Consider the following 18,398-nt stretch of genomic DNA (forward strand, 5'->3'; position numbering starts at 1 on the left):
GAAAGTAGTTACACTCGCCGCCGGTGCATCAGGGGCCCCGCGCGCCCCGGCAGGGGGCACCGGCGAGCGGGATCGGCAAGCGGGATCCGCAAACAGGGTCGGCAGGCGACAGGGGAGGCCGCGGTGGCGGTGAATGCGAAGAAGATCGCCGTCTACGTACTCGTGGTCTTCGTCCTGTACTTGATCATCACGGACCCCGCCAAGGCGGCCGACTACGTGCAGATAGGGTTCGAGGGCATATCGGATGCCGCAAAGGCCCTCGGCGACTTCATGACCTGGGTCGCCAACGGAGGTAAGTCATGATCCGCCACTTGGTCCTCTTCAAGCTCAACGAGGGCGTCGACCGCGACGACCCGCGCGTCGTGGAGGGCGAGAAGGCCTTCCGGGCCCTCGACGGCCAGATCCCCGAGCTGCGCCACTGGGAGCTGGGCTGGAACCTCAGCGACCGGCCCATCGCCTACGACTTCGCGATCAACTCCGCGTTCGAGGACACCGAGGCGCTGCGCCGCTATGTCGAGCACCCCGCGCACCAGGCGGGCGTGGCGCTGTGGCGGGAGTTCGCCACGTGGGTGATCGCGGACTACGAGTTCTGAGCCCACGCCGCACAGGCCCCGTACCGATCGGTGCGGGGCCTGCTTGCGTCTTACGTCCATTTCTGTTCGGTTTCATCCCAACTCGTACCTCAACACGGCGTTATGAGGTGCTTGCACACAGTGGGCATGTCTTGTGATGCTATGACCGCTTTTGACGGATGAGTTGACCGATGAAGAGGTGGCGTTGACCGTGTCGGCCAGTACTGCGCCGCCCCAGGAAGAGGCTCCCGCCCCGGCCGCTCCGCAGCGCAGCCGCGGGGCGGACACCAGGGCGCTGACGCAGGTGCTCTTCGCCCAGCTCAAGGAGCTTCAGCCGGGCACCCCGGAGCACAACCGGGTGCGCGGGGCGCTCATCGAGGCGAACCTCCCGCTCGTGCGCTACGCGGCCGCGCGCTTTCGCTCCCGCAACGAGCCGATGGAGGACGTCGTCCAGGTCGGCACCATCGGGCTGATCAACGCCATCGACCGCTTCGACCCCGAGCGGGGTGTGCAGTTCCCGACCTTCGCGATGCCGACCGTCGTCGGCGAGATCAAGCGGTACTTCCGTGACAACGTCCGCACCGTGCACGTACCGCGCCGGCTCCACGAGCTGTGGGTGCAGGTCAACAGCGCGACGGAGGACCTGACGACGGCGTTCGGACGCACCCCCACCACCGCCGAGATCGCCGAGCGGCTGCGGATCACCGAGGAGGAGGTGCTGTCCTGCATCGAAGCGGGCCGCTCCTACCACGCCACCTCCCTGGAGGCCGCGCAGGAGGGCGACGGAATGCCGGGCCTCCTCGACCGGCTCGGCTACGAGGACCCGGCCCTGGACGGCGTCGAGCACCGCGACATGGTCCGCCATCTGCTCGTCCAACTCCCCGAGCGCGAACAGCGCATTTTGCTGCTGCGCTACTACAGCAACCTCACCCAGTCGCAGATCAGCGCCGAGCTCGGCGTCTCCCAGATGCATGTCTCACGGCTGCTGGCGCGGAGCTTTCAGCGGTTGCGGATGGCGAACCGGATCGACGCGTAGCCCTGCCGGGGGCGGCGGGGGGAGGGGCGCCCAGGGGAGGTGCCTGGGGAGGGGCTGGGGTGGGGGGCGGAGGTGGGGGTGGCTGAGGGGGCGGCAGGAGGGGACGCTGAGGGGGCGGCGGGGGCGGAAGAGGCAGGGGACGGCTGAGGGGGGCGGAGGCGGGGTCGGCTGAAGGGCCGGAGGCAGTGGTTCGGGGAAGAGAACGCGTGCGCGAGGCGTCGCCTTCGAGGGCGAATCGTCTCTCTCTGGTGTTGCCGTCGAAAACGCCCTGAAAAACCGTCACACCCCCTGTTTCCAGGGCGGATTCACGTCTCGCATGTCGACAAGTCACTACAGCGTGTTGCCGACATGTGACATTCTGCGGGAAGCGCGTTTGCCGTGGCTCCGGCTCCGGTATTCAGGTGAAGGCTGCGTACCTCGGCACGAGGGCCGGCCGCGACCGTCCGCGACCCAAAAGGGGGTGGCATGTCCGCAGACAAGGGCAGCTCCGAGGTGCTCACGCTCACGAAGAGCGAGTCCGCGCCCGACGCCGCGTTCGACGACGCCGCGGCCCTGGAGGCCGCGCCGGCCCAGGACCTTCCGGCCTCTTCCGTCCCGGCCCCGCCGGCCCCGGGGGACATCGACACCCGCACCCTCTCCCGCTCCCTGTTCCTGCGGCTCGCCGCGCTCGACGAGTCCAGCCCCGAGCGTGCCTACGTGCGTGACACGCTGATCGAGCTCAACCTCCCCCTCGTGCGGTACGCCGCGGCGCGCTTCCGCTCCCGCAACGAGCCGATGGAGGACATCGTCCAGGTCGGCACGATCGGGCTGATCAAGGCGATCGACCGCTTCGACTGCGAACGCGGGGTGGAGTTCCCCACGTTCGCCATGCCCACGGTCGTCGGCGAGATCAAGCGGTTCTTCCGGGACACCTCGTGGTCGGTACGGGTGCCGCGGCGGCTCCAGGAGCTGCGGCTCGCCCTCACCAAGGCCAGCGACGAGCTCTCGCAGAAGCTCGACCGCTCGCCCACGGTCGCCGAACTCGCCGCCGTGCTGGGCGTTTCGGAGGAGGACGTCGTCGACGGGCTCGCGGTCGGCAACGCCTACACCGCGTCGTCGCTGGACTCACCCGCCCCGGAGGACGACGGCGGCGAGGGATCGCTGGCGGATCGCCTCGGCTACGAGGACACGGCGCTGGAGGGTGTCGAGTACCGCGAGTCCCTCAAGCCGCTGCTGGCCAAACTTCCGCCCCGTGAGCGGCGGATCATCATGCTGCGGTTCTTCGCGAACATGACGCAGTCGCAGATCGGTGAGGAGGTCGGCATCTCCCAGATGCACGTCTCGCGGCTGCTGACGCGGACGCTGGCGCAGCTGAGGGACGGGCTGATCTCGGACTGATCTCGGACTGAGTCCCGCGAGCTCCGGTACGGGGCTTCATCTTTGACGGAGCGTCAGCCACCATGGCGCGATGCTTCGAGCGACCTGGACATCCGGCCGCCGCCGCACCCTGCTGGGTGCCGCGGCGGCCGTCGTGTGCGCGGGCGGGCTGGTCTGCGGGTGCGGCGACGACGGGAGCGGGGACGGCTATACGGCGGTGGGGGCGCCGGCGTCCCGTACGGGTACGGCGCCCACGGGGGCGGTGACGCTGGTGCCGCTGGAGGAGGGAGAGGGAGAAGGGGGTGGGTCCCGTTCCGTGCGGCCGCGGGTGACGACGGGGGGTGGCGCGGGGGGAGGGGTGTCGGCGGCTGAGGGCGGTCCGGTGTGCGGCTCGGTGGATGGCTCGGCAGGGGGCTCTTCGGGCGGTGGCGGAGCGACTGCGGGGGGCCCGGCGGCACCGGGGGCGGGGGCGGGGACAGGCTCGGGTGGACCTTCCGCCGGGCCGTCGCCTTCTCGGGAGGCTCCGCCTGCGGGTCGTACACCGCCTGCGCCTCGCCCGTCCCCGACACCCGGGCCCTCCGGGCCGTCGGGCCCTGCCGTGCTGCGGGTGGGTGAGCCGGTGCGGGAGGCGGTGGCGGAGCGGTGGTGCGAGAAGGTGACGTTGGCCCTGCACAACGTTGGTGGGACGGCGGTGCGTTCGGGGACTGTCACCTTCGGGACGCACGTCATCGGGGCGCTCGGCATCGACTGGGGCACGGTGGAGTCGGCGGTGGAGCTGCCGGTGCCGATCGGGCCGGGCGTGCGGGTGGAGCGGGCGTGGAAGGTGTGTGTGGAGGCGTGGCGGGTGCCGCTCGGTATGCACGTGGAGACGCGGGACGTCTCGGTGGCGTGGGACTGAGCGGGGTGCCGGTGCCTTACTTGAGGGCGAGCCAGGCGACGGCGGCGACGACCGCTACCGCGGCGACGATGCCGAGGATGAGGCCGATGCGGGGGCCGGAGGAGCTCTGCGGTCCGGTGGCCTGGGGGGCCTCGTCGACGAACGCGCGGAACATCTGGGTGCTGCCTGCGGGGTCGTAGTTGCCCTGCGGGTTCTGGGTGTTGGCCATGGGCCGCGAGCCTAGCGAATGGCGGGGGCGCGCCCAAGTGCGGGGGCCGGTGGGTGGGTCGGGGGCGTGGTGGTGCGGTGAGCCCGGCGCGGGTCCGGGGCTCGGCAGGTCGATGCGTTGCTGCCTGCTGGTGACTGCGTAAGCGCCGGGCTGCACCGCACCCCCACGCCCCACTCCCGCCGTCGGGCGGCTTTCGGTGGGGGGTGGCAGGGGCCCGCCGGTGGGACGGCGGAAAGCCGCCAACGGCGAGCAACCGGAGAAGGAGACCCCAGCCTCCTGGCCGACTGGAAACGGGTGGCGCGTGGGCGGGGAAACACCCCCGAACGGCGGGAAAGCCGCCAACGGCGAACAGCCACAGAAGGAGACCCCAGCCTCCTGGCCGACTGGAAACGGGTGGCGCGTGGGCGGGGAAACACCCCCGAACGGCGGGAAAGCCGCCAACGGCGAACAGCCACAGAAGGAGACCCCAGCCTCCTGGCCCACTGGAAACGGGCGGCGCGCGGGCGGGGAAACACCCCCGAACGGCGGGGAAGCCGACGACGCTGAGGTCGCCACCCGCGGGTTTACGGTCGCAATACTTGCCTTTGCCAAGTTTTGGGGGCGAGGTGGGGGGATTTCGTTTGCCTGTAGCAACCATCGTTTCTTATGGTTGCCCTAAGCAACGAACTGGGAGACGCCATGGCTCAGCGAGAGCTGTACGCGGAACTCGCCCGCCAGCTCAGCGCCATCGGCGCCGTGAAGCGAGGGATGGCGAGGATCCTGCCCCCGGACTGCCCGGCAGGCTCCGCGGCGGCGCTGACGCTGCTGGACCGGCACGGCGACATGCGGATGAGCAGGCTCGCGGAGCTGCTGGCCGTGGACATGTCAGTGACCAGCCGCCACGTGGCCCACCTGGCGGAACGCGGATGGATCGAACGCTCCCCCGACCCGGCGGACAAACGCTCCCGGATCCTGCGCCTGACACCGGCCGGCCGCGCGCAGCTGGACGAGCTGTCCCGGCGGACGACGCAGCTGCTGGCCACGCGGCTCGGGGACTGGACGGACGACGAGGTCGGCCAGCTCATCCGGCTGATGACCCGGCTGCGCGACAGCTTCGGCGACTGCCGGCCCCCGCTGGCCGGCGCTCCCGAGACCACCCGTACACCCGCACAAGCGACGTAAGAGAAGGAAGCTCATGGCAACGACCACACCAGCCGGTGTGCGGGCCCACGCCAGGCACGGGGGAGGCTCCTCCGACGGCGGGGCGATGTCCCACCGGCAGATCATGGAGGCGCTCTCCGGGCTGCTGCTCGGCATGTTCGCCGCCATCCTGTCCTCGACCATCGTCTCCAACGCCCTGCCCGAGATCATCCAGGACCTCGGCGGCGGCCAGAGCGCGTACACCTGGGTCGTCACCGCAGCCCTGCTGTCGATGACGGCGTCCACCCCGCTGTGGGGCAAGCTGGCCGATCTGGTCAGCAAGAAGGCGCTGGTGCAGATGGCACTGGTCGTCTACATCGTCGGTTCGGTGATCGCGGGCCTCGCCCAGAACTCCGGGATGCTGATCGGCGCCCGGGTGATCCAGGGCATCGGCGCCGGCGGTCTGACCGCGCTGGCGCAGATCATCATGGCCGCGATGATCTCCCCGCGGGAGCGCGGCCGCTACTCCGGCTACCTCGGTGCGACGTTCGCGGTCGCGACGGTCGGCGGCCCGCTGATCGGCGGTGTCATCACCGACACGGACTGGCTGGGGTGGCGCTGGTGTCTGTACGTGGGTGTGCCGTTCGCGCTGATCGCGTTGGTGGTGCTGCAGAAGACGCTGCATCTGCCGGAGCACCGGCGGTCGGTGAAGGTGGACTGGGCCGGCGCCTTCTTCATCACCGCCGCGGTCAGCCTGCTGCTGATCTGGGTGACCTTCGCCGACGACAAGTACGCGTGGCTCTCCTGGCAGACGGGCGCGATGGTCGGCGGGGCGCTGGTGCTGGCGCTGGTCTTCCTGTTCGTCGAGACCAGGGCCGCCGAGCCGATCATCCCGCTGCACCTGTTCCGCAACCGCACCATCGCGCTGGCCTCGGTGGCGTCGTTGTTCGTCGGTATCGCGATGTTCGCGGGGACGGTGTTCTTCAGCCAGTACTTCCAGCTCGCGCGGGACAAGTCCCCGACCATGTCGGGTGTCATGACGATCCCGATGATCGCCGGTCTGTTCGTGTCGTCGACCGTGTCTGGGCAGATCATCACCAAGACCGGCAGGTGGAAGGCGTGGCTGGTTGGTGGCGGAGTGCTGCTGACGGCCGGTCTGGGGCTGCTGGGCACCATGCGCTACGACACGGAGTACTGGCGGATCGCCCTGTTCATGGCGGTCCTCGGGCTCGGCGTCGGCATGATGATGCAGAACCTGGTGCTCTCGACGCAGAACCAGGTCGCCCCGCACGAACTCGGCGCCGCCAGCTCGGTCGTGACGTTCTTCCGCTCCCTGGGCGGAGCCGTGGGCGTCTCGGCGCTGGGTTCCGTGATGTCGACCCGCATCACGCACTACGCCGAGGACACCATCGGCCGGCTCAGCCCCGAGCAGCAGGCCGCCGCCGCCAAGGCCGCCGGCTCCGGACAGATCCCCGACATGGATCTGCTGCCCGCCCCGGTCCGCACCTGGCTGGAGGGCGCCTACGGCCACGGCATCGCCGACGTCTTCCTCTACTGCGCCCCCATCGCCCTCCTCGCCTTCCTGGTCACCCTCTTCATCAAGGAGGTGCCCCTGCGCACCACGGGCGCCCTCGCGCAGGCGGCGGCGACCGCCGAATCGTCGGCCACCGCCACGACGGCCCCGGTGCCGACGGCCGCCGGCACGGATGATGCCGGCACGGATGGTGCGGGCACGGATGCTGCCGGTGTCCCCGTCCATGGCGTCGTGCACGGTACGGAGGACACTCCCGTCCCCCACGCGGCAGTCACCCTCATCTCCCTGTCCGGCCGCCAGCTGGACCGGGCCACCACCCGGCCCGACGGCACCTACACCCTCACCGCCCCCACCCCCGGCTCCTACGTCCTGATCACCGCCGCCGACGGCCACCAGCCCCAGGCATCCACCCTGGTCGTCCAGGACGAACCGGTGTCGTACGACATCCTGCTCAGCGGCACCGGCGTCCTGACCGGCACGGTCCGCAGCGCCGACGCCGCGCAGCCCCTCACCGCCGCCATGGTCGTCGTCACCGACGTCCGCGGTGAACTGCTGGCCACCGCGGGCACCGGGGAAGAGGGCGAGTTCACCTTCCCCGAGCTCACCCCCGGCACGGTCACCGTCGCCGTCAACGCCCCCGGCTTCCGCCCGCGCGCCCTGCCCGTCGAGGTGGGCCGCACCGGAGTCACCCACCTCGATGTCGAGCTGGAGACCGGCGCCCGGATCACCGGCGTGGTGCGCGCCCCGCACGGCCCGCTGGCCGACGCGAGGGTGACGCTGCTCGACGGGGCGGGCAATGTGCTCGGCACCGCCACGACCGGGGCGGACGGCGCGTACGCCTTCGCCGATCTGGACGGCGGCGCGTACACGGTCATCGCGACCGGCTACCCGCCGGTGGCGACCTCTCTCACGGTCGCCGGCCCCGGCGTCGACGGCCACGACATCGAACTCGCCCACCCCGGCGAGTAGTTCACAGCCCCGGCCCGCGGCAGGGGCGCGCGCTCGGAGCGGAGGCGCGCGTCCCGCCGCGGGCCGGCCCTTCGCAGACGCAGGCAGACGCAGACGGATTCGAGGAGTACGTGAGATGGGACTGACCGCGAAGGTCCGTACCCGCGACGGATGGGCCGTGTCGCACGCGGTCGTCACCGTCACCGACATGACGGGCGCGCAGGTGCTGCGGGCGGAGGCGGACGAGGAGGGGGCGGTGCGGGACGCGACGGCGTTGGCGCCCGGGGCGTACACCGTGATCGTCACCGCCGTCGGCTACACGCCCGCCGCCGTGAGCGCGCTGGTGACCGGGAGCGAGCGGGCCGAGGTCGGGGTCGTGACGCTGGCCCGGCAGGGTGGAGCGGAGCTGCCGCCGCCCGGTCCGTGGACCGTGGACCCGGCGCATTCGACGGTCGGGGTGGTGGCCCGGCACCTGGGCATCTCGTCCGTGCGCGGGCGGTTCACCGACTTCGCCGCGTCGATCGAGATCGCCCCGGACGACGTCACCGGGTCCCGTGTGGAGGCGGTGATCCGGGCCGCGTCCATCGACACCGGGAACGGCATGCGGGACACCCATCTGCGCTCGGCCGACTTCCTGGACGTCGACGGCCACCCCGAGATCCGTTACCGCTCCACCGGGCTCACGGCGGCCGGACCCGACCGCTGGACCGTGCACGGGGAGCTGTCCCTGCACGGAGTCGTACGGCCCGTCGACCTGGACCTCGCCTACCTCGGCACCGGTGCCGACCCGTGGGGCGGGACGCGGGCGGCGTTCCGGGCGACGGCCGAGCTGCACCGGGACGACTTCGCCCTGCGCTATCACCAGGTGGCCCAGGCCGGTGTCGCGGCGGTCGGCACGACGCTGAAGGTGGAGCTGGACATCCAGGCCGTGCGGGGCGCGACGCTGCCGGCCGGCTGACCCGTCAGCCGCGGGCGACCATCGCCTCGATGCCCGCGATCAGCAGGTCCAGAGCGAAGTCGAAGTCCCGGTTCAGCATCTCCGCCACGGTGTCGCCGCCGCGCGCCTCCATGTAGTCCCGCGCCTCCTCCAGCACCTCGGCGGTGCCCGGCGCCTCGGTCACCGCCGTCATGGCGTGGGCGTGGTACTGGTCCGGCGTCATCCCCGCGTCGGCGACGCGGGTGAGGAACTGGCCCTCGATCGTGCCGTAGCCGTACACGAACTGGAAGACGGCCGAGATCGCCCCGGTCACCCCGTGGGCAGGCAGTCCCGCCCTGCGGATCACCCGCTGGACCGTGCGGGAGAAGGCGAGCGAGTTCGGTCCGATGTTCAGATACCGGCCGGCGAGCGGGGACACCCACGGGTGGCGCACCAGCAGCCCGCGGTACTCCGTGGCCAGCGCCCGCAGTTGCGCCCGCCAGTCCTCCCCGCCCTCCGGGTCGGGCAGCCGCAGCTCTCCGTAGACGGAGTCCAGGGCGAGTTCGAGGAGGTCGTCCTTGGTGTCGACGTACCAGTAGACGGACATCGCCGTCACGTCCAGCTCGGCCGCCAGCCGCCGCATCGAGAACTTCGCCAGCCCCTCGGCGTCCAGCAGCCGCACGCTGACGGAGGTGATCCGCTCCCGGTCCAGCCCGGACGGCCCACCCCCTTGTTTCCCGCGCCGCGCCTTGCCTTCGACCCAGACACTGGTCCGCCCAGCGGCAGCTTTCACCATCGGCGCACCCACCTCTCTAGACTCCGGTCACTGTATGCCCCCGAGGGGCGCGGGAAATTGCGGCCGGCCACGGGCAACCCGCGGCCGGCGGACGGCGAAAGCCTCGGTTCGGTGGGCGGCGGTGGCCTCCGGCTCAGGGGCGATGGCCCCCTCGGGCTCAAAGGGCGGCGGCCGCCTCCGGCTCAGGGGGCGACGACCGCCTCCGCCCGCTCCGCCCTGCGCAGCAGCCCCGCCGCGACCACCCCGCCGAGCAGCACGGCCACCGCCCCCACCAGCAGACTCGCCGACAGCCCGGCCGAGAACTCCGCCGACGCCGACGGCACCGCGCTGCCCGCGGCCAGCACCGCGCCGAGCACCGCCACCCCCAGGCCGTTGCCGAACTCCGCCAGAGTGCCGTTGATGCCGGCCCCGACCCCCGCCTTCTCCCGCGGAATGGCACTCATGATCGCGTGCGCCATCGCGGGGTTCGCCACCGCGCATCCCACCCCGATGAGCACCAGCCCGAGCAGCGTCCCGGCGTAACCGCCGGAGGTGAACAGCGCTATCGACACCAGTCCCGCCGACATCAGGGCCATGCCGAGCACGATCGACACCGGCGTCCCCAGCTTCGCCGTCCACTTCGCCGACAGCCCCGAGAAGTTCAGCACCACCACGGCCAGCGCCAGCGGAGCCGTCCGCAGGCCCGCCTCCAGAGGGCCGTAGCCGAGGACGAACTGGAGGTGCTGGGTGAGCAGGAACAGCGCACCGCCCATCCCGAAGGTGATCAGCACCGCGCCGGCGACCGCGCCCGTGAACCGGCGGTCGCGGAAGAAGTGCAGGTCGAGCATGGGGTACGGGATGCTGCTCTCCCAGCGTGCGAAGGCCCCGAGGACCACCACCGCCACGGCCGCGGCCGTCAGCACCCGCGTCGACGTCCAGCCGTGCTCCGGACCGGAGATGATCGCGAAGACCAGCGAGGCCATACCGACCGTGGAGAGCAGGGCGCCGAGCAGGTCGGGACGGTCGCCCTGCGGGTTCTTGGACTCCGGTACCAGCGCGACCACCGCGGCCAGGCCCAGCGCCGCGACCGGCAGGTTGACCAGGAAGATCGCACCCCACCAGAAGTGGTCCAGCACGAAGCCGCCGACGAGCGGGCCGCAGGCGAAGCCCAGCGCGTTGACCGCGCTCCAGATGCCGATCGCCTTCGGGTGCTCCTCGGGCGCGAAGATCTGCATCGCCACCGCGAGGGTCGTGGTCAGCAGCAGCGCGCCCCCTATGCCCATACCGGCCCGCGCGGCGATCAACTGCCCCGCGGTGTCCGCGAGTCCGGCGATCAGGGAGCCGGCGCCGAACAGGGCGAGCCCCGCCGCCAGCAGCCTCTTGCGGCCGTAGCGGTCGGCCGCGCTGCCCGCGGTGAGCAGCAGGCCGGACTGCACGAGCGAGTACGCGTTGATCATCCACTGGATGTCGGACGTGGCCGCGTCCAGCTCCACCGTGAGGGAGGGGATCGCCACGTTCAGCACGGTGTTGTCCAGCAGCACGGTGAGCTGGGCGAGACAGATGACGCCGAGGATCAGCCAGCGCTGGGGATGGCCTTGGTTCTGGGGGGTGACGGGGGCGGTGGGGGTGGCGGAGGACATGGTTGTACACCGTAGAGGAGCCTTCTACGCTGTACAACCACGTTTCGCGTCAGCTGTCGCCCGTCGGCCACGTCGACTGTCGCCCGCCCGCCCGACGGACGCGACGACGAGCCGTGTCCGCAGCCCGAGGCGCCGACAGCCGCTCACGAAGCCGCGGGCTTGATCAGATAACCGGCGCCACGCCGGGTGTGGATCATCGGCTCCCGCCCGGCGTCGATCTTCCGGCGCAGATACGAGATGTACAGCTCGACGACATTGGCCTGGCCGCCGAAGTCGTACGACCACACCCGGTCCAGGATCTGCGCCTTGCTGAGCACCCGCCGCGGATTGCGCATCAGGAAGCGCAGCAGCTCGAACTCGGTCGCGGTGAGGTGGATGCCCTGCCCGCCGCGGGTCACCTCGTGACTGTCCTCGTCCAGGGTGAGGTCCCCGACGACCAGGACCGACTCCGAGCGGCGGTCGGCCGCGCCGGAACGCCGGATCAGCCCGCGCAGCCGCGCGACGACCTCTTCGAGGGAGAACGGCTTGGTGACATAGTCGTCCCCGCCGGCCGTCAGCCCCGCGATCCGGTCCTCGACGGCGTCCTTCGCGGTCAGGAACAGCACCGGCACATCGGGCAGCTCCCGGCGCAGCCGGCCGAGGACGGCCAGCCCGTCCATGTCGGGCAGCATCATGTCCAGGACGACGGCGTGGGGCCGGAACTCCCGCGCGGACCGCACGGCCCCCTGACCGTCCGCCGCGCTGCGGATCTGCCAGCCCTCGTAGCGCAGGGCCATGGACAGCAGCTCGGTGATCGACTGCTCGTCGTCCACCACCAGCACGCGGACGGGGCTCCCGTCCGGCCTCAGCAGTTCGGTGCGCCCCTGGGGCGAGATCGTGGTCATACCGGACACGGTGTCGGTGACCTCTGAGAACACCCTTGCCGGAGTCTGTGATTTGCCTGAGAAACCCGTAGGCGGAACTCAGGACTCAACCGGCGAGCGGACGCACAGACGGGTCCCAGGACTCACCCGACGGAGGGGCGGGCCCCCGGACTCACCCGACGCACCGGCAGATCCCCGGACTCACCCGGCGGACGGACGGGCTCCGCGCTCGAAGCCGTGGCTGTGCTCGACCTTGGCGACATGGATGGTGTACCGCTCGTACCACTCCTCCCTCCCCCGCCTCTTGGCCGCCGCGTGCTCCGCGTCGGCCCGCCAGCGCTCGATGCCGTCCAGGTCCCGGAAGTAGGCGACGGTGATCCCGAACCCGTCCGCGCCCCGAGCCGAGTCCTCCCCCAGGAAACCGGGTATCTCCCGGACCAGTTCACCCAGCCGGGCGGCGGTCCCGGCGTATCCGTCGTCCGGTCCGCTCCGCCGCACGGACGCGAAGACGACGGCGTAGTAGGGCGGTTGGTACGCGGCGACAGGTGCGACAACGTCTTGGCTCATGTCCCCCACGATGCGGCCGGCCACCGGCCCCGATCCAGCCTCCTTGCCGAAAGGGATCCATGCGGGATCCAACTCTTTACCTTCACCGCCCCGGCCCGTCAGAACAGCTCGTCCTGCCGGTGCGCCGACGCGAACTCCCGCACCGAGAACGCCACTTCCCGCGCGGCGTCCACCGGCACCAGCTCCCACCCGGCCATCAGCCGCGTGTCCAGGACGACGACCCCGCGCCGGGTCGCCAGATGCAGATCAGGACCGGCGGCGGCCACGAGTTCCCCGCTCACCGCACCGCCGGGTACCAGCTCCCTCACCTCCCCGACGGCGGCCGGCGCGCCCTGGAGCCCGAAGGGCGCCATGTGGTCGACGGCCCGGAAGGGCTCGGGCGCCAGCGACTCCGGCCAGCCGCTCAGCGCCAGGGCCCGGGCGTGCAGTTCCTCGATCTCGGCCGACCGCTCGGCCTCCGTCTGCGGCAGGGCGGACCGTACGGCGCGCTTCTCGGCGTAGGGGATCCGGTCCGGCACGCGCAGGGCGGCCCGCAGCAGTTCCTCCGTGCGCCGGGCGGCCATCAGCGGACCGGCACCCAGCCAGCTGAAGCAGACGGCCCCCTGCTCCAGCAGCCGCGCCGGGCCCCGCTCCAGCGCGGTGATGCCGACCTTCACCATGCCGGGCCCGAACCACGCCAGATACGCGTGGTACGGCCGCGGATCGTCCGCGATCGTGTCCGCGGCCACGGAGTGCGCCCGGTCGAGACGAGCGCACTCCTCGCACCGGGCGCCGGTGCTGCGCCCCGCCACGACCGCCGCCCCCGGACACGCATGCCCCCTGGCCCCTACACACCTCCGCTCACCCCCCTCCACGACACCGAAGGCCACGCGCTTGCCCCAGCCCAGCGCACTCCGCCGCCCGCCGTCCCACACGAGCACCGGCCCGTCCGCCGACCACCGCAGCCCCGAGCACTTCCACGCCTGTCCCATCACCCACGAGGTTAGAACCCACCACTGACAACGCCCCGGCCCGCGGGGCACGCGACGGCCGCCGACCCCGTCGGCACCAGGACGCCCTCAGACGCACGGAGGTACTAGGCCGTACTCGGAGCTACTAGGCCGTACTCGGAGGTACTCGCCCGCACCTGAGTACCCGCACGCTGTCCCCCGACCCCGGAAGCGAAGACGCTGAAGCCATGGAACGACGACCCCACCCCCTCCTGAGCCTCCTCGCACTCGCCGGCATCGCCGTGGCCGCATGGGCGGGCTGGCTCGGCTGGGACCAGACCAGGGACGTACATCCCGACGGCTCGACGACCGGCCCGTACGAGGCATGGCAGATCATCGGCCTCGTCCTCACCCTGTCGTTCCCCCTGTACCGGGCGGCGTCCCGCCACCACCCCGCAGCCGCCGCGACCGGCATTCCCCTCGGCCTGACCGCCGCCGCCCTGTACGACTGGTCCGACGACGCCAGCGGCCTCTACATGATCGGCGTGATCCTCCTCCTGGGCGGCAGCCTCACCACCACCACCGCCCTCACAGCCCTGATCACCAAGCTGAACGGCCACAACGCCTCGGCTCCGTCAACAAGGCAGAGCTGAAGAGCCCGCCTCCCCACCGCCGTCGGATGCCGCACACGAGGCGTTGCCGCACCCCCTGAAACGCAGGAGGCCCCGGATCTCTCCGGGGCCTTCTGTCCATCTGCACTCGGCAGGATTCGAACCTGCAACCCTCCGATCCGGAGCTCTACAAAGATCGGTCATCAGAGGGCATAGGGGGCCTCCGTTGGCCCTTCACAGTGCTGACGGCCGTGGTCGGTTGCTGGGGCTGCCGTACTCGACTGCTGTACGTGCTGAGTGCTTCGATCAGACGGTGTCGATCTGCCAGGCGATCACACCGGTAGATCCGTTGGTGCCATCGACATCGATGCGTACCGGCAGCTCGTGCGTGGTGATCCGCTGCTGCACCACCGACCGATCGCACGGCACCTCGGCCTTCGATCCCGCGCTCGCCGGCGTGAAGGTCACGTGTGCGCTGCCGCTGCCGACGCACACCACGTTGAGCTTGTACGTCCTGCCCTTACTCAGGCTGGGTTCCGTATGGACGCCGTCGGTCACCCGCTCCGCACCGGACTCGACCATCGTCCCGCCCTGAACGGCGGCGAGAGCCACCTGGGCCTGCTCGGTGAGCTTCTTCTCCTGTGCCCTGGCAGCAGCCTCGGACGCACTCGTCGCGGGCGGTGACGACGGTGCGTTGGCAGCATCACCCTCACCACTGTCGGATGTGCATGAAGTCACCAGCAATGCCGACGCTGCCACGACGCATCCGACGAACCAAGCCCGTGGGCTCACCTTGGTCATGAGGAGGTTTCCCAGTACTTCCAACCGGTTTCGGACGTGGGCAGGGTCGCCTTTCCGCGACCGATTTCGACGGTGTTGCAGCTGCTGCCACTGTTGGAACGCCACTTCTTCCAGGTCAACTTGTAACCCCAAGAACCGTACTGAAGATGGCCGTACTTATTCCGAGTGATGTCGTGCGAATAGGTGTGGCCGACGGTGATAGTCGCCGATCCGGTGATCTTGAGACTGATGGTGGTCTTGGCTTTCGCGATGATCGCTCCGGCCGACCACTCGCCGCTGCCCGAGATCTCGCCGGTGATGGTGCCGGCCTTCGTGACGGACACGGACATGGTGCCGCCCGGACCGTCCTTGTACTTGGTGCCGTGCCACCAGGCCGGGACGTGGTAGTTCCTCTTCGACGTGATGGTGTACCACGTCTCCGGCCTGTCACACATGGCCGGTGCCTTCTCGTCGAGCGGGTGATCGTCGGCGTCTTCCCAGCCCTGCCTGTCGTTGATGTCCGTCGTTTGGTCGGCCGATATCGCTGGACCCTCTAACGCTGCACTGTCAGAGGCCGCGCTGTCGGATGGGGCCTCGTCAGCGACGGCAGCACCCGCGGTCATGAAGGAAAGAAGCAGTGCAGCTGCGGCGCCGGTCACGCGCCGTGAGCTGGTGCCCATGTGACACCTCTTCTGGTGGACCGCCCCCGTGGCGATCGAGCACTCGGACACTAAGGCCGGAGATTGTCCGCGACTATCAGAAGATCGAGATTCTGAGGAGAACTTGAGGAACCAGGGTAATGGTTCGATATTCACGGAACAGGCTGGATGGCTTGAACGCGAGGGCGGTGGAGCGGCTTTGATTCCCCCTCGTTGCGCCTGGCCACTCCAGCCTGAGTGTGAGTCTCCAGAGGACATCTCGTCAGCGTGGCGCGAAAGAGGCAAAGCAGCGCCCACCTCAGGAGCGGCCTGAGAGCCTGGAGACCGATCGAGAGGGGCCGCACGCATGGAGTGGAAGACCCACGGTGAGCGTCAGGTCTACACGAACAAGTGGGTGAACCTGTGTCTGGTCGACGTCCAGCAGCCTGACGGACGCAGGTGGGAGTACCACGTCGTTCGCCTCCGCCACCTGGCCGTGGCAGCCGTGGTCAACGACCAGCAAGAGGTGCTGATGATGTGGCGGCACCGCTTCATCACGGACTCCTGGGCCTGGGAGCTGCCCATGGGTCTGGTCGAGGAGGGCGAGACCCCGGAAGAGGCGGCGGCCCGTGAAGTGCTGGAGGAGACGGGCTGGCGTCCTGGCCCCATCAAGCCCCTGATCTACGCCGAGCCGGCCAACGGCATCACGGACTCCCAGCACCACGTCTTCCGCGTCGACGGCGCGACCTACGCCGGGCCGCCAGTGGAGAAGAACGAGTCCGACCGCATCGAGTGGATCCCGCTCTCCGAGGTGCGCGGCATGATCGGCCGCCGGGAGATCGTGAGCAGCGGTTCGCTCGTAGGTCTGCTGTACCTGCTCATGGATGAAGCGATCCGCTGACCGGTGGCAGGAACTCCGGTAGCCGGGCCTCGAACGCCAGGGCTACGGGTTCCTGCCTGTGTGGGGACAATTGCTCGTAGAACTCCCTGAGGTGACCGGCCACCCTCTCGGACGCCACCGCCGACGCGGGCTCCAGGGCCTGTGCAGCGGTGTGACATGCCTGGTCGGGCTTGTATCGACGATGAGCTTCGGCTCGTCGAAGGAGGTCACCCAGGACGGGTCCGGGTCGCTCAAGCTGATCCGTTCGAAGTGGTGGTGCGCCTCCCCGATAGCCCGGTGAGTGGCGTCCCGGTTCCCCAGGGTGGCGCGGGCGAACGCCTCGCGCATGGACAGCATCGACCGGACGCGTGGAGTCGTGCCGTGGTCCGAGCGCGCCTGGTCCTGGGCGGCGGTCACGAGGGCGAGGGAATCCGCGGGCTTGTCCTGGTAGGTCGCCTGCAAGCTCATACAGGCGAGAACGTTGGCCATGAACTGCCGGTCATCGATCTCCTTGGCCAGGTGCAGGGCCTCCTCCCCCCCCGCTCCAGCGGCCCCCACCCGCTCAGTGCGGTCAGGATTCCATGACGGGGCCGCCCGGAATGCGCAGTGGGAGCCCATGGCGTCAGAGGCAGCTCAATGTCTCACCGACTTCGTGCAGCATCCTGGCCTGGCCACGCGAGCGAGTCTCAGCGCAGCCACGCTGCAAGCCTGCACGTCGTTCGACGGCAACCGCCTCTGAGGGCGGCCCGCCGCCGTCACCCTTCAGCGCGTCCCCCACGCAGACGAGGCGGAGCGCCGGGCCTGTGCCCTGCCCCCGCTGCTGTGCCCCCTGAAACGCAAGAGGCCCCGGATCTCTCCGGGGCCTCTTGTCCATGTGCACTCGGCAGGATTCGAACGGCAACCTTCTGATCCGTAGGCGGGTGCCTGATCGGCGCACGCCGCTGATGCCAGCAGAGATCCTCGACAACACGCCCATGATGCGCCCCGTTTGGCTCCTGCTGTCCCCGCGTGTGCGCCGCCGTTGATGTCAGACATTGATGTCACCGCCCACGGGACAGGCAGCTAGGCAGACTCACTCCCCCTGACTTCCACCGACGCACCAGCAGCCTTCAGTGCCCGAGCGGCCTCGGCGGCATCCTCCTTGCTCACGCGCTCGAGCGCTGGAGCCGGTGCAGTTTCTACCAAATCCTTGGCCTCCTTCAGGCCCAACGCGGTCAGTTCACGCACGGCTTTGATGACCTGGATCTTTCTATCTCCAGCGTCAGCAAGTATGACGTCGAACTCTGTCGCTTCCTCGGTAGCGTCGGCCTCAGCGCCCACAACGACAGGAGCACCGACCTCAACGTCCACAGTGCCTGGAGCATTGCCCTCAATATTGAATCTCTCCTCAAACGCTTTCACAAAGTGCGCCAGCTCAATCAGCGTCATCTCTTCGAAATTCGTAAGCAATTCTTCTTCCCGCGACGCCTGCTTGGTTTCCTGAGCTGAGCGCGGCACTCCCCCTCCCCCACTGGCTATATCAGCCGAGAGCACCCCTGGGCTTTCGACGAGACCTACGTTCCGAGCCGTGTCCAAACAGGCCGCACCAAGAGAATCTTGAAACCCTGGGCGATTATCGATAGTCAACTGGAGTCGCCAAAGGACAGCTTGCACCTTGAGTGCGTTACCCTCGGCAAATGACCTGAAAAGGCTTGACGCGTCAGCGCGATATGCCTCTTCGAACCACCGGACGAGAGCATGCAGTTCACCTGGTGATGCGATTTCACGCCCACTGCGCGCAATCCGAGCAATCTTTTCGGCATCACCGGAAAAGAGGGTGATCCTGTCAGTCGCGTATAGACCAGAAACAGGAAATCGGGAAGGAAGGAAGCACCCGAGTGCCGTACAGTTAAACTTCAGTGCGGCAAGTAGGACGTGCTTTACCTCGACAGTAATCGGCAAGTTTACGCGAATACCGGAGCCCGAAACCGCCTGATCAAGGGTGGCAAGTTCCGCCGCACCCACACAATGGTGTGCCACTAGGGAATCGATGTTCGGGGCCACCATCTCTCTTCCAGATATTTCTTCGGCATGCCACCTAACAGCATCAAGAAAACTCTCATGGAACACAAATAGCCCCACCCTCTCC

The 18,398-nt window shown here is 69.5% G+C and carries 19 protein-coding genes, 1 tRNA gene and 1 pseudogene; 10 read left to right on the forward strand and 11 right to left on the reverse strand.

Annotated features, from left to right (window positions below; translation table 11 throughout):
- The first annotated feature begins 123 nt into the window (after positions 1–123).
- The 5 genes from ACSU6M_RS16490 to ACSU6M_RS16510 all read left to right on the forward strand — a co-directional run bounded on the left by ACSU6M_RS16490 (position 124) and on the right by ACSU6M_RS16510 (position 3,862).
- Positions 124–303, forward strand: a complete 180-nt coding sequence (locus ACSU6M_RS16490) for a hypothetical protein (protein WP_437070473.1) — start codon at positions 124–126, stop codon at positions 301–303.
- Positions 300–593: a Dabb family protein gene (locus ACSU6M_RS16495; protein WP_437070474.1), complete on the forward strand. Its 294-nt coding sequence runs from the start codon at positions 300–302 to the stop codon at positions 591–593. The genes ACSU6M_RS16490 and ACSU6M_RS16495 overlap by 4 nt, the downstream gene beginning before the upstream one ends.
- Positions 594–744: 151 nt before the next feature.
- On the forward strand, positions 745–1,608 hold the full coding sequence (locus ACSU6M_RS16500; RefSeq protein WP_437070475.1) for an RNA polymerase sigma factor SigF: 864 nt from the start codon (positions 745–747) through the stop codon (positions 1,606–1,608).
- A 465-nt stretch (positions 1,609–2,073) separates the two neighbouring features.
- Entirely contained in the window at positions 2,074–2,985 is a 912-nt protein-coding gene (locus ACSU6M_RS16505; RefSeq protein ID WP_437070476.1) for an RNA polymerase sigma factor SigF, read from the forward strand.
- A gap of 586 nt (positions 2,986–3,571) precedes the next feature.
- Positions 3,572–3,862, forward strand: a complete 291-nt coding sequence (locus tag ACSU6M_RS16510) for a hypothetical protein (RefSeq protein WP_437070477.1) — start codon at positions 3,572–3,574, stop codon at positions 3,860–3,862.
- Positions 3,863–3,878: 16 nt separating this feature from the next.
- Here the strand turns inward: ACSU6M_RS16510 and ACSU6M_RS16515 are convergent, their stop codons facing one another.
- The gene (locus ACSU6M_RS16515) at positions 3,879–4,070 is read right to left on the reverse strand and encodes a hypothetical protein (RefSeq protein ID WP_437070478.1); all 192 of its coding nucleotides are present in this window, start codon (positions 4,068–4,070) and stop codon (positions 3,879–3,881) included.
- Between the two features lie 678 nt (positions 4,071–4,748).
- Here ACSU6M_RS16515 and ACSU6M_RS16520 point away from each other — a divergent pair.
- From ACSU6M_RS16520 to ACSU6M_RS16530, 3 genes are all read left to right on the forward strand, one after another.
- Complete coding sequence (locus tag ACSU6M_RS16520; protein ID WP_437070479.1) at positions 4,749–5,231, forward strand: MarR family winged helix-turn-helix transcriptional regulator; 483 nt, start codon at positions 4,749–4,751, stop codon at positions 5,229–5,231.
- Between the two features lie 13 nt (positions 5,232–5,244).
- Positions 5,245–7,692 (forward strand): MFS transporter, encoded by a 2,448-nt coding sequence (locus ACSU6M_RS16525; RefSeq protein WP_437070480.1) that lies wholly within the window; start codon positions 5,245–5,247, stop codon positions 7,690–7,692.
- Between the two features lie 115 nt (positions 7,693–7,807).
- Positions 7,808–8,629: a YceI family protein gene (locus tag ACSU6M_RS16530; RefSeq protein ID WP_437070481.1), complete on the forward strand. Its 822-nt coding sequence runs from the start codon at positions 7,808–7,810 to the stop codon at positions 8,627–8,629.
- Positions 8,630–8,633: 4 nt separating this feature from the next.
- Here the strand turns inward: ACSU6M_RS16530 and ACSU6M_RS16535 are convergent, their stop codons facing one another.
- From ACSU6M_RS16535 to ACSU6M_RS16555, 5 genes are all read right to left on the reverse strand, one after another.
- Entirely contained in the window at positions 8,634–9,383 is a 750-nt protein-coding gene (locus ACSU6M_RS16535) for a TetR/AcrR family transcriptional regulator (protein WP_437070482.1), read from the reverse strand.
- Between the two features lie 182 nt (positions 9,384–9,565).
- Positions 9,566–11,002 (reverse strand): MFS transporter, encoded by a 1,437-nt coding sequence (locus ACSU6M_RS16540; protein ID WP_437070483.1) that lies wholly within the window; start codon positions 11,000–11,002, stop codon positions 9,566–9,568.
- A 143-nt stretch (positions 11,003–11,145) separates the two neighbouring features.
- Positions 11,146–11,886, reverse strand: coding sequence for a response regulator transcription factor (locus tag ACSU6M_RS16545; RefSeq protein WP_437070484.1), 741 nt, complete (start codon positions 11,884–11,886; stop codon positions 11,146–11,148).
- Positions 11,887–12,066: 180 nt separating this feature from the next.
- Positions 12,067–12,432: an antibiotic biosynthesis monooxygenase family protein gene (locus ACSU6M_RS16550; protein ID WP_437070485.1), complete on the reverse strand. Its 366-nt coding sequence runs from the start codon at positions 12,430–12,432 to the stop codon at positions 12,067–12,069.
- Positions 12,433–12,530: 98 nt separating this feature from the next.
- Positions 12,531–13,403 (reverse strand): DUF2797 domain-containing protein, encoded by an 873-nt coding sequence (locus tag ACSU6M_RS16555; RefSeq protein WP_437070486.1) that lies wholly within the window; start codon positions 13,401–13,403, stop codon positions 12,531–12,533.
- A 206-nt stretch (positions 13,404–13,609) separates the two neighbouring features.
- Between ACSU6M_RS16555 and ACSU6M_RS16560 the strand changes: the two genes are divergently transcribed.
- A complete protein-coding gene (locus ACSU6M_RS16560) occupies positions 13,610–14,014 on the forward strand; it encodes a hypothetical protein (RefSeq protein ID WP_437070487.1) in 405 nt (134 codons plus the stop codon).
- Between the two features lie 101 nt (positions 14,015–14,115).
- Here the strand turns inward: ACSU6M_RS16560 and ACSU6M_RS16565 are convergent.
- From ACSU6M_RS16565 to ACSU6M_RS16575, 3 genes are all read right to left on the reverse strand, one after another.
- Positions 14,116–14,215, reverse strand: a tRNA-OTHER gene (locus ACSU6M_RS16565).
- Positions 14,216–14,278: 63 nt separating this feature from the next.
- Positions 14,279–14,773, reverse strand: a complete 495-nt coding sequence (locus tag ACSU6M_RS16570) for a hypothetical protein (protein ID WP_437070488.1) — start codon at positions 14,771–14,773, stop codon at positions 14,279–14,281.
- Entirely contained in the window at positions 14,770–15,432 is a 663-nt protein-coding gene (locus ACSU6M_RS16575; protein WP_437070489.1) for a hypothetical protein, read from the reverse strand. Before ACSU6M_RS16575 ends, ACSU6M_RS16570 begins: the two co-directional genes overlap by 4 nt.
- Positions 15,433–15,757: 325 nt before the next feature.
- Between ACSU6M_RS16575 and ACSU6M_RS16580 the strand changes: the two genes are divergently transcribed.
- Positions 15,758–16,291, forward strand: a complete 534-nt coding sequence (locus tag ACSU6M_RS16580) for an NUDIX hydrolase (protein WP_437070490.1) — start codon at positions 15,758–15,760, stop codon at positions 16,289–16,291.
- Here the strand turns inward: ACSU6M_RS16580 and ACSU6M_RS16585 are convergent.
- Together ACSU6M_RS16585 and rplL are read right to left on the reverse strand one after the other, a co-directional pair.
- A pseudogene (locus tag ACSU6M_RS16585) lies at positions 16,269–16,852 on the reverse strand (hypothetical protein); the annotation flags it as partial. The gene ACSU6M_RS16580 and the pseudogene ACSU6M_RS16585 sit on opposite strands and share 23 nt — an antisense overlap.
- Before the next feature lie 480 nt (positions 16,853–17,332).
- Positions 17,333–17,767: a 50S ribosomal protein L7/L12 gene (rplL, locus tag ACSU6M_RS16590; protein ID WP_437075180.1), complete on the reverse strand. Its 435-nt coding sequence runs from the start codon at positions 17,765–17,767 to the stop codon at positions 17,333–17,335.
- Positions 17,768–18,398: the final 631 nt, after the last annotated feature.

Source organism: Streptomyces sp. enrichment culture, assembly GCF_964272895.1.
In the GTDB taxonomy this organism is placed as follows: domain Bacteria; phylum Actinomycetota; class Actinomycetes; order Streptomycetales; family Streptomycetaceae; genus Streptomyces.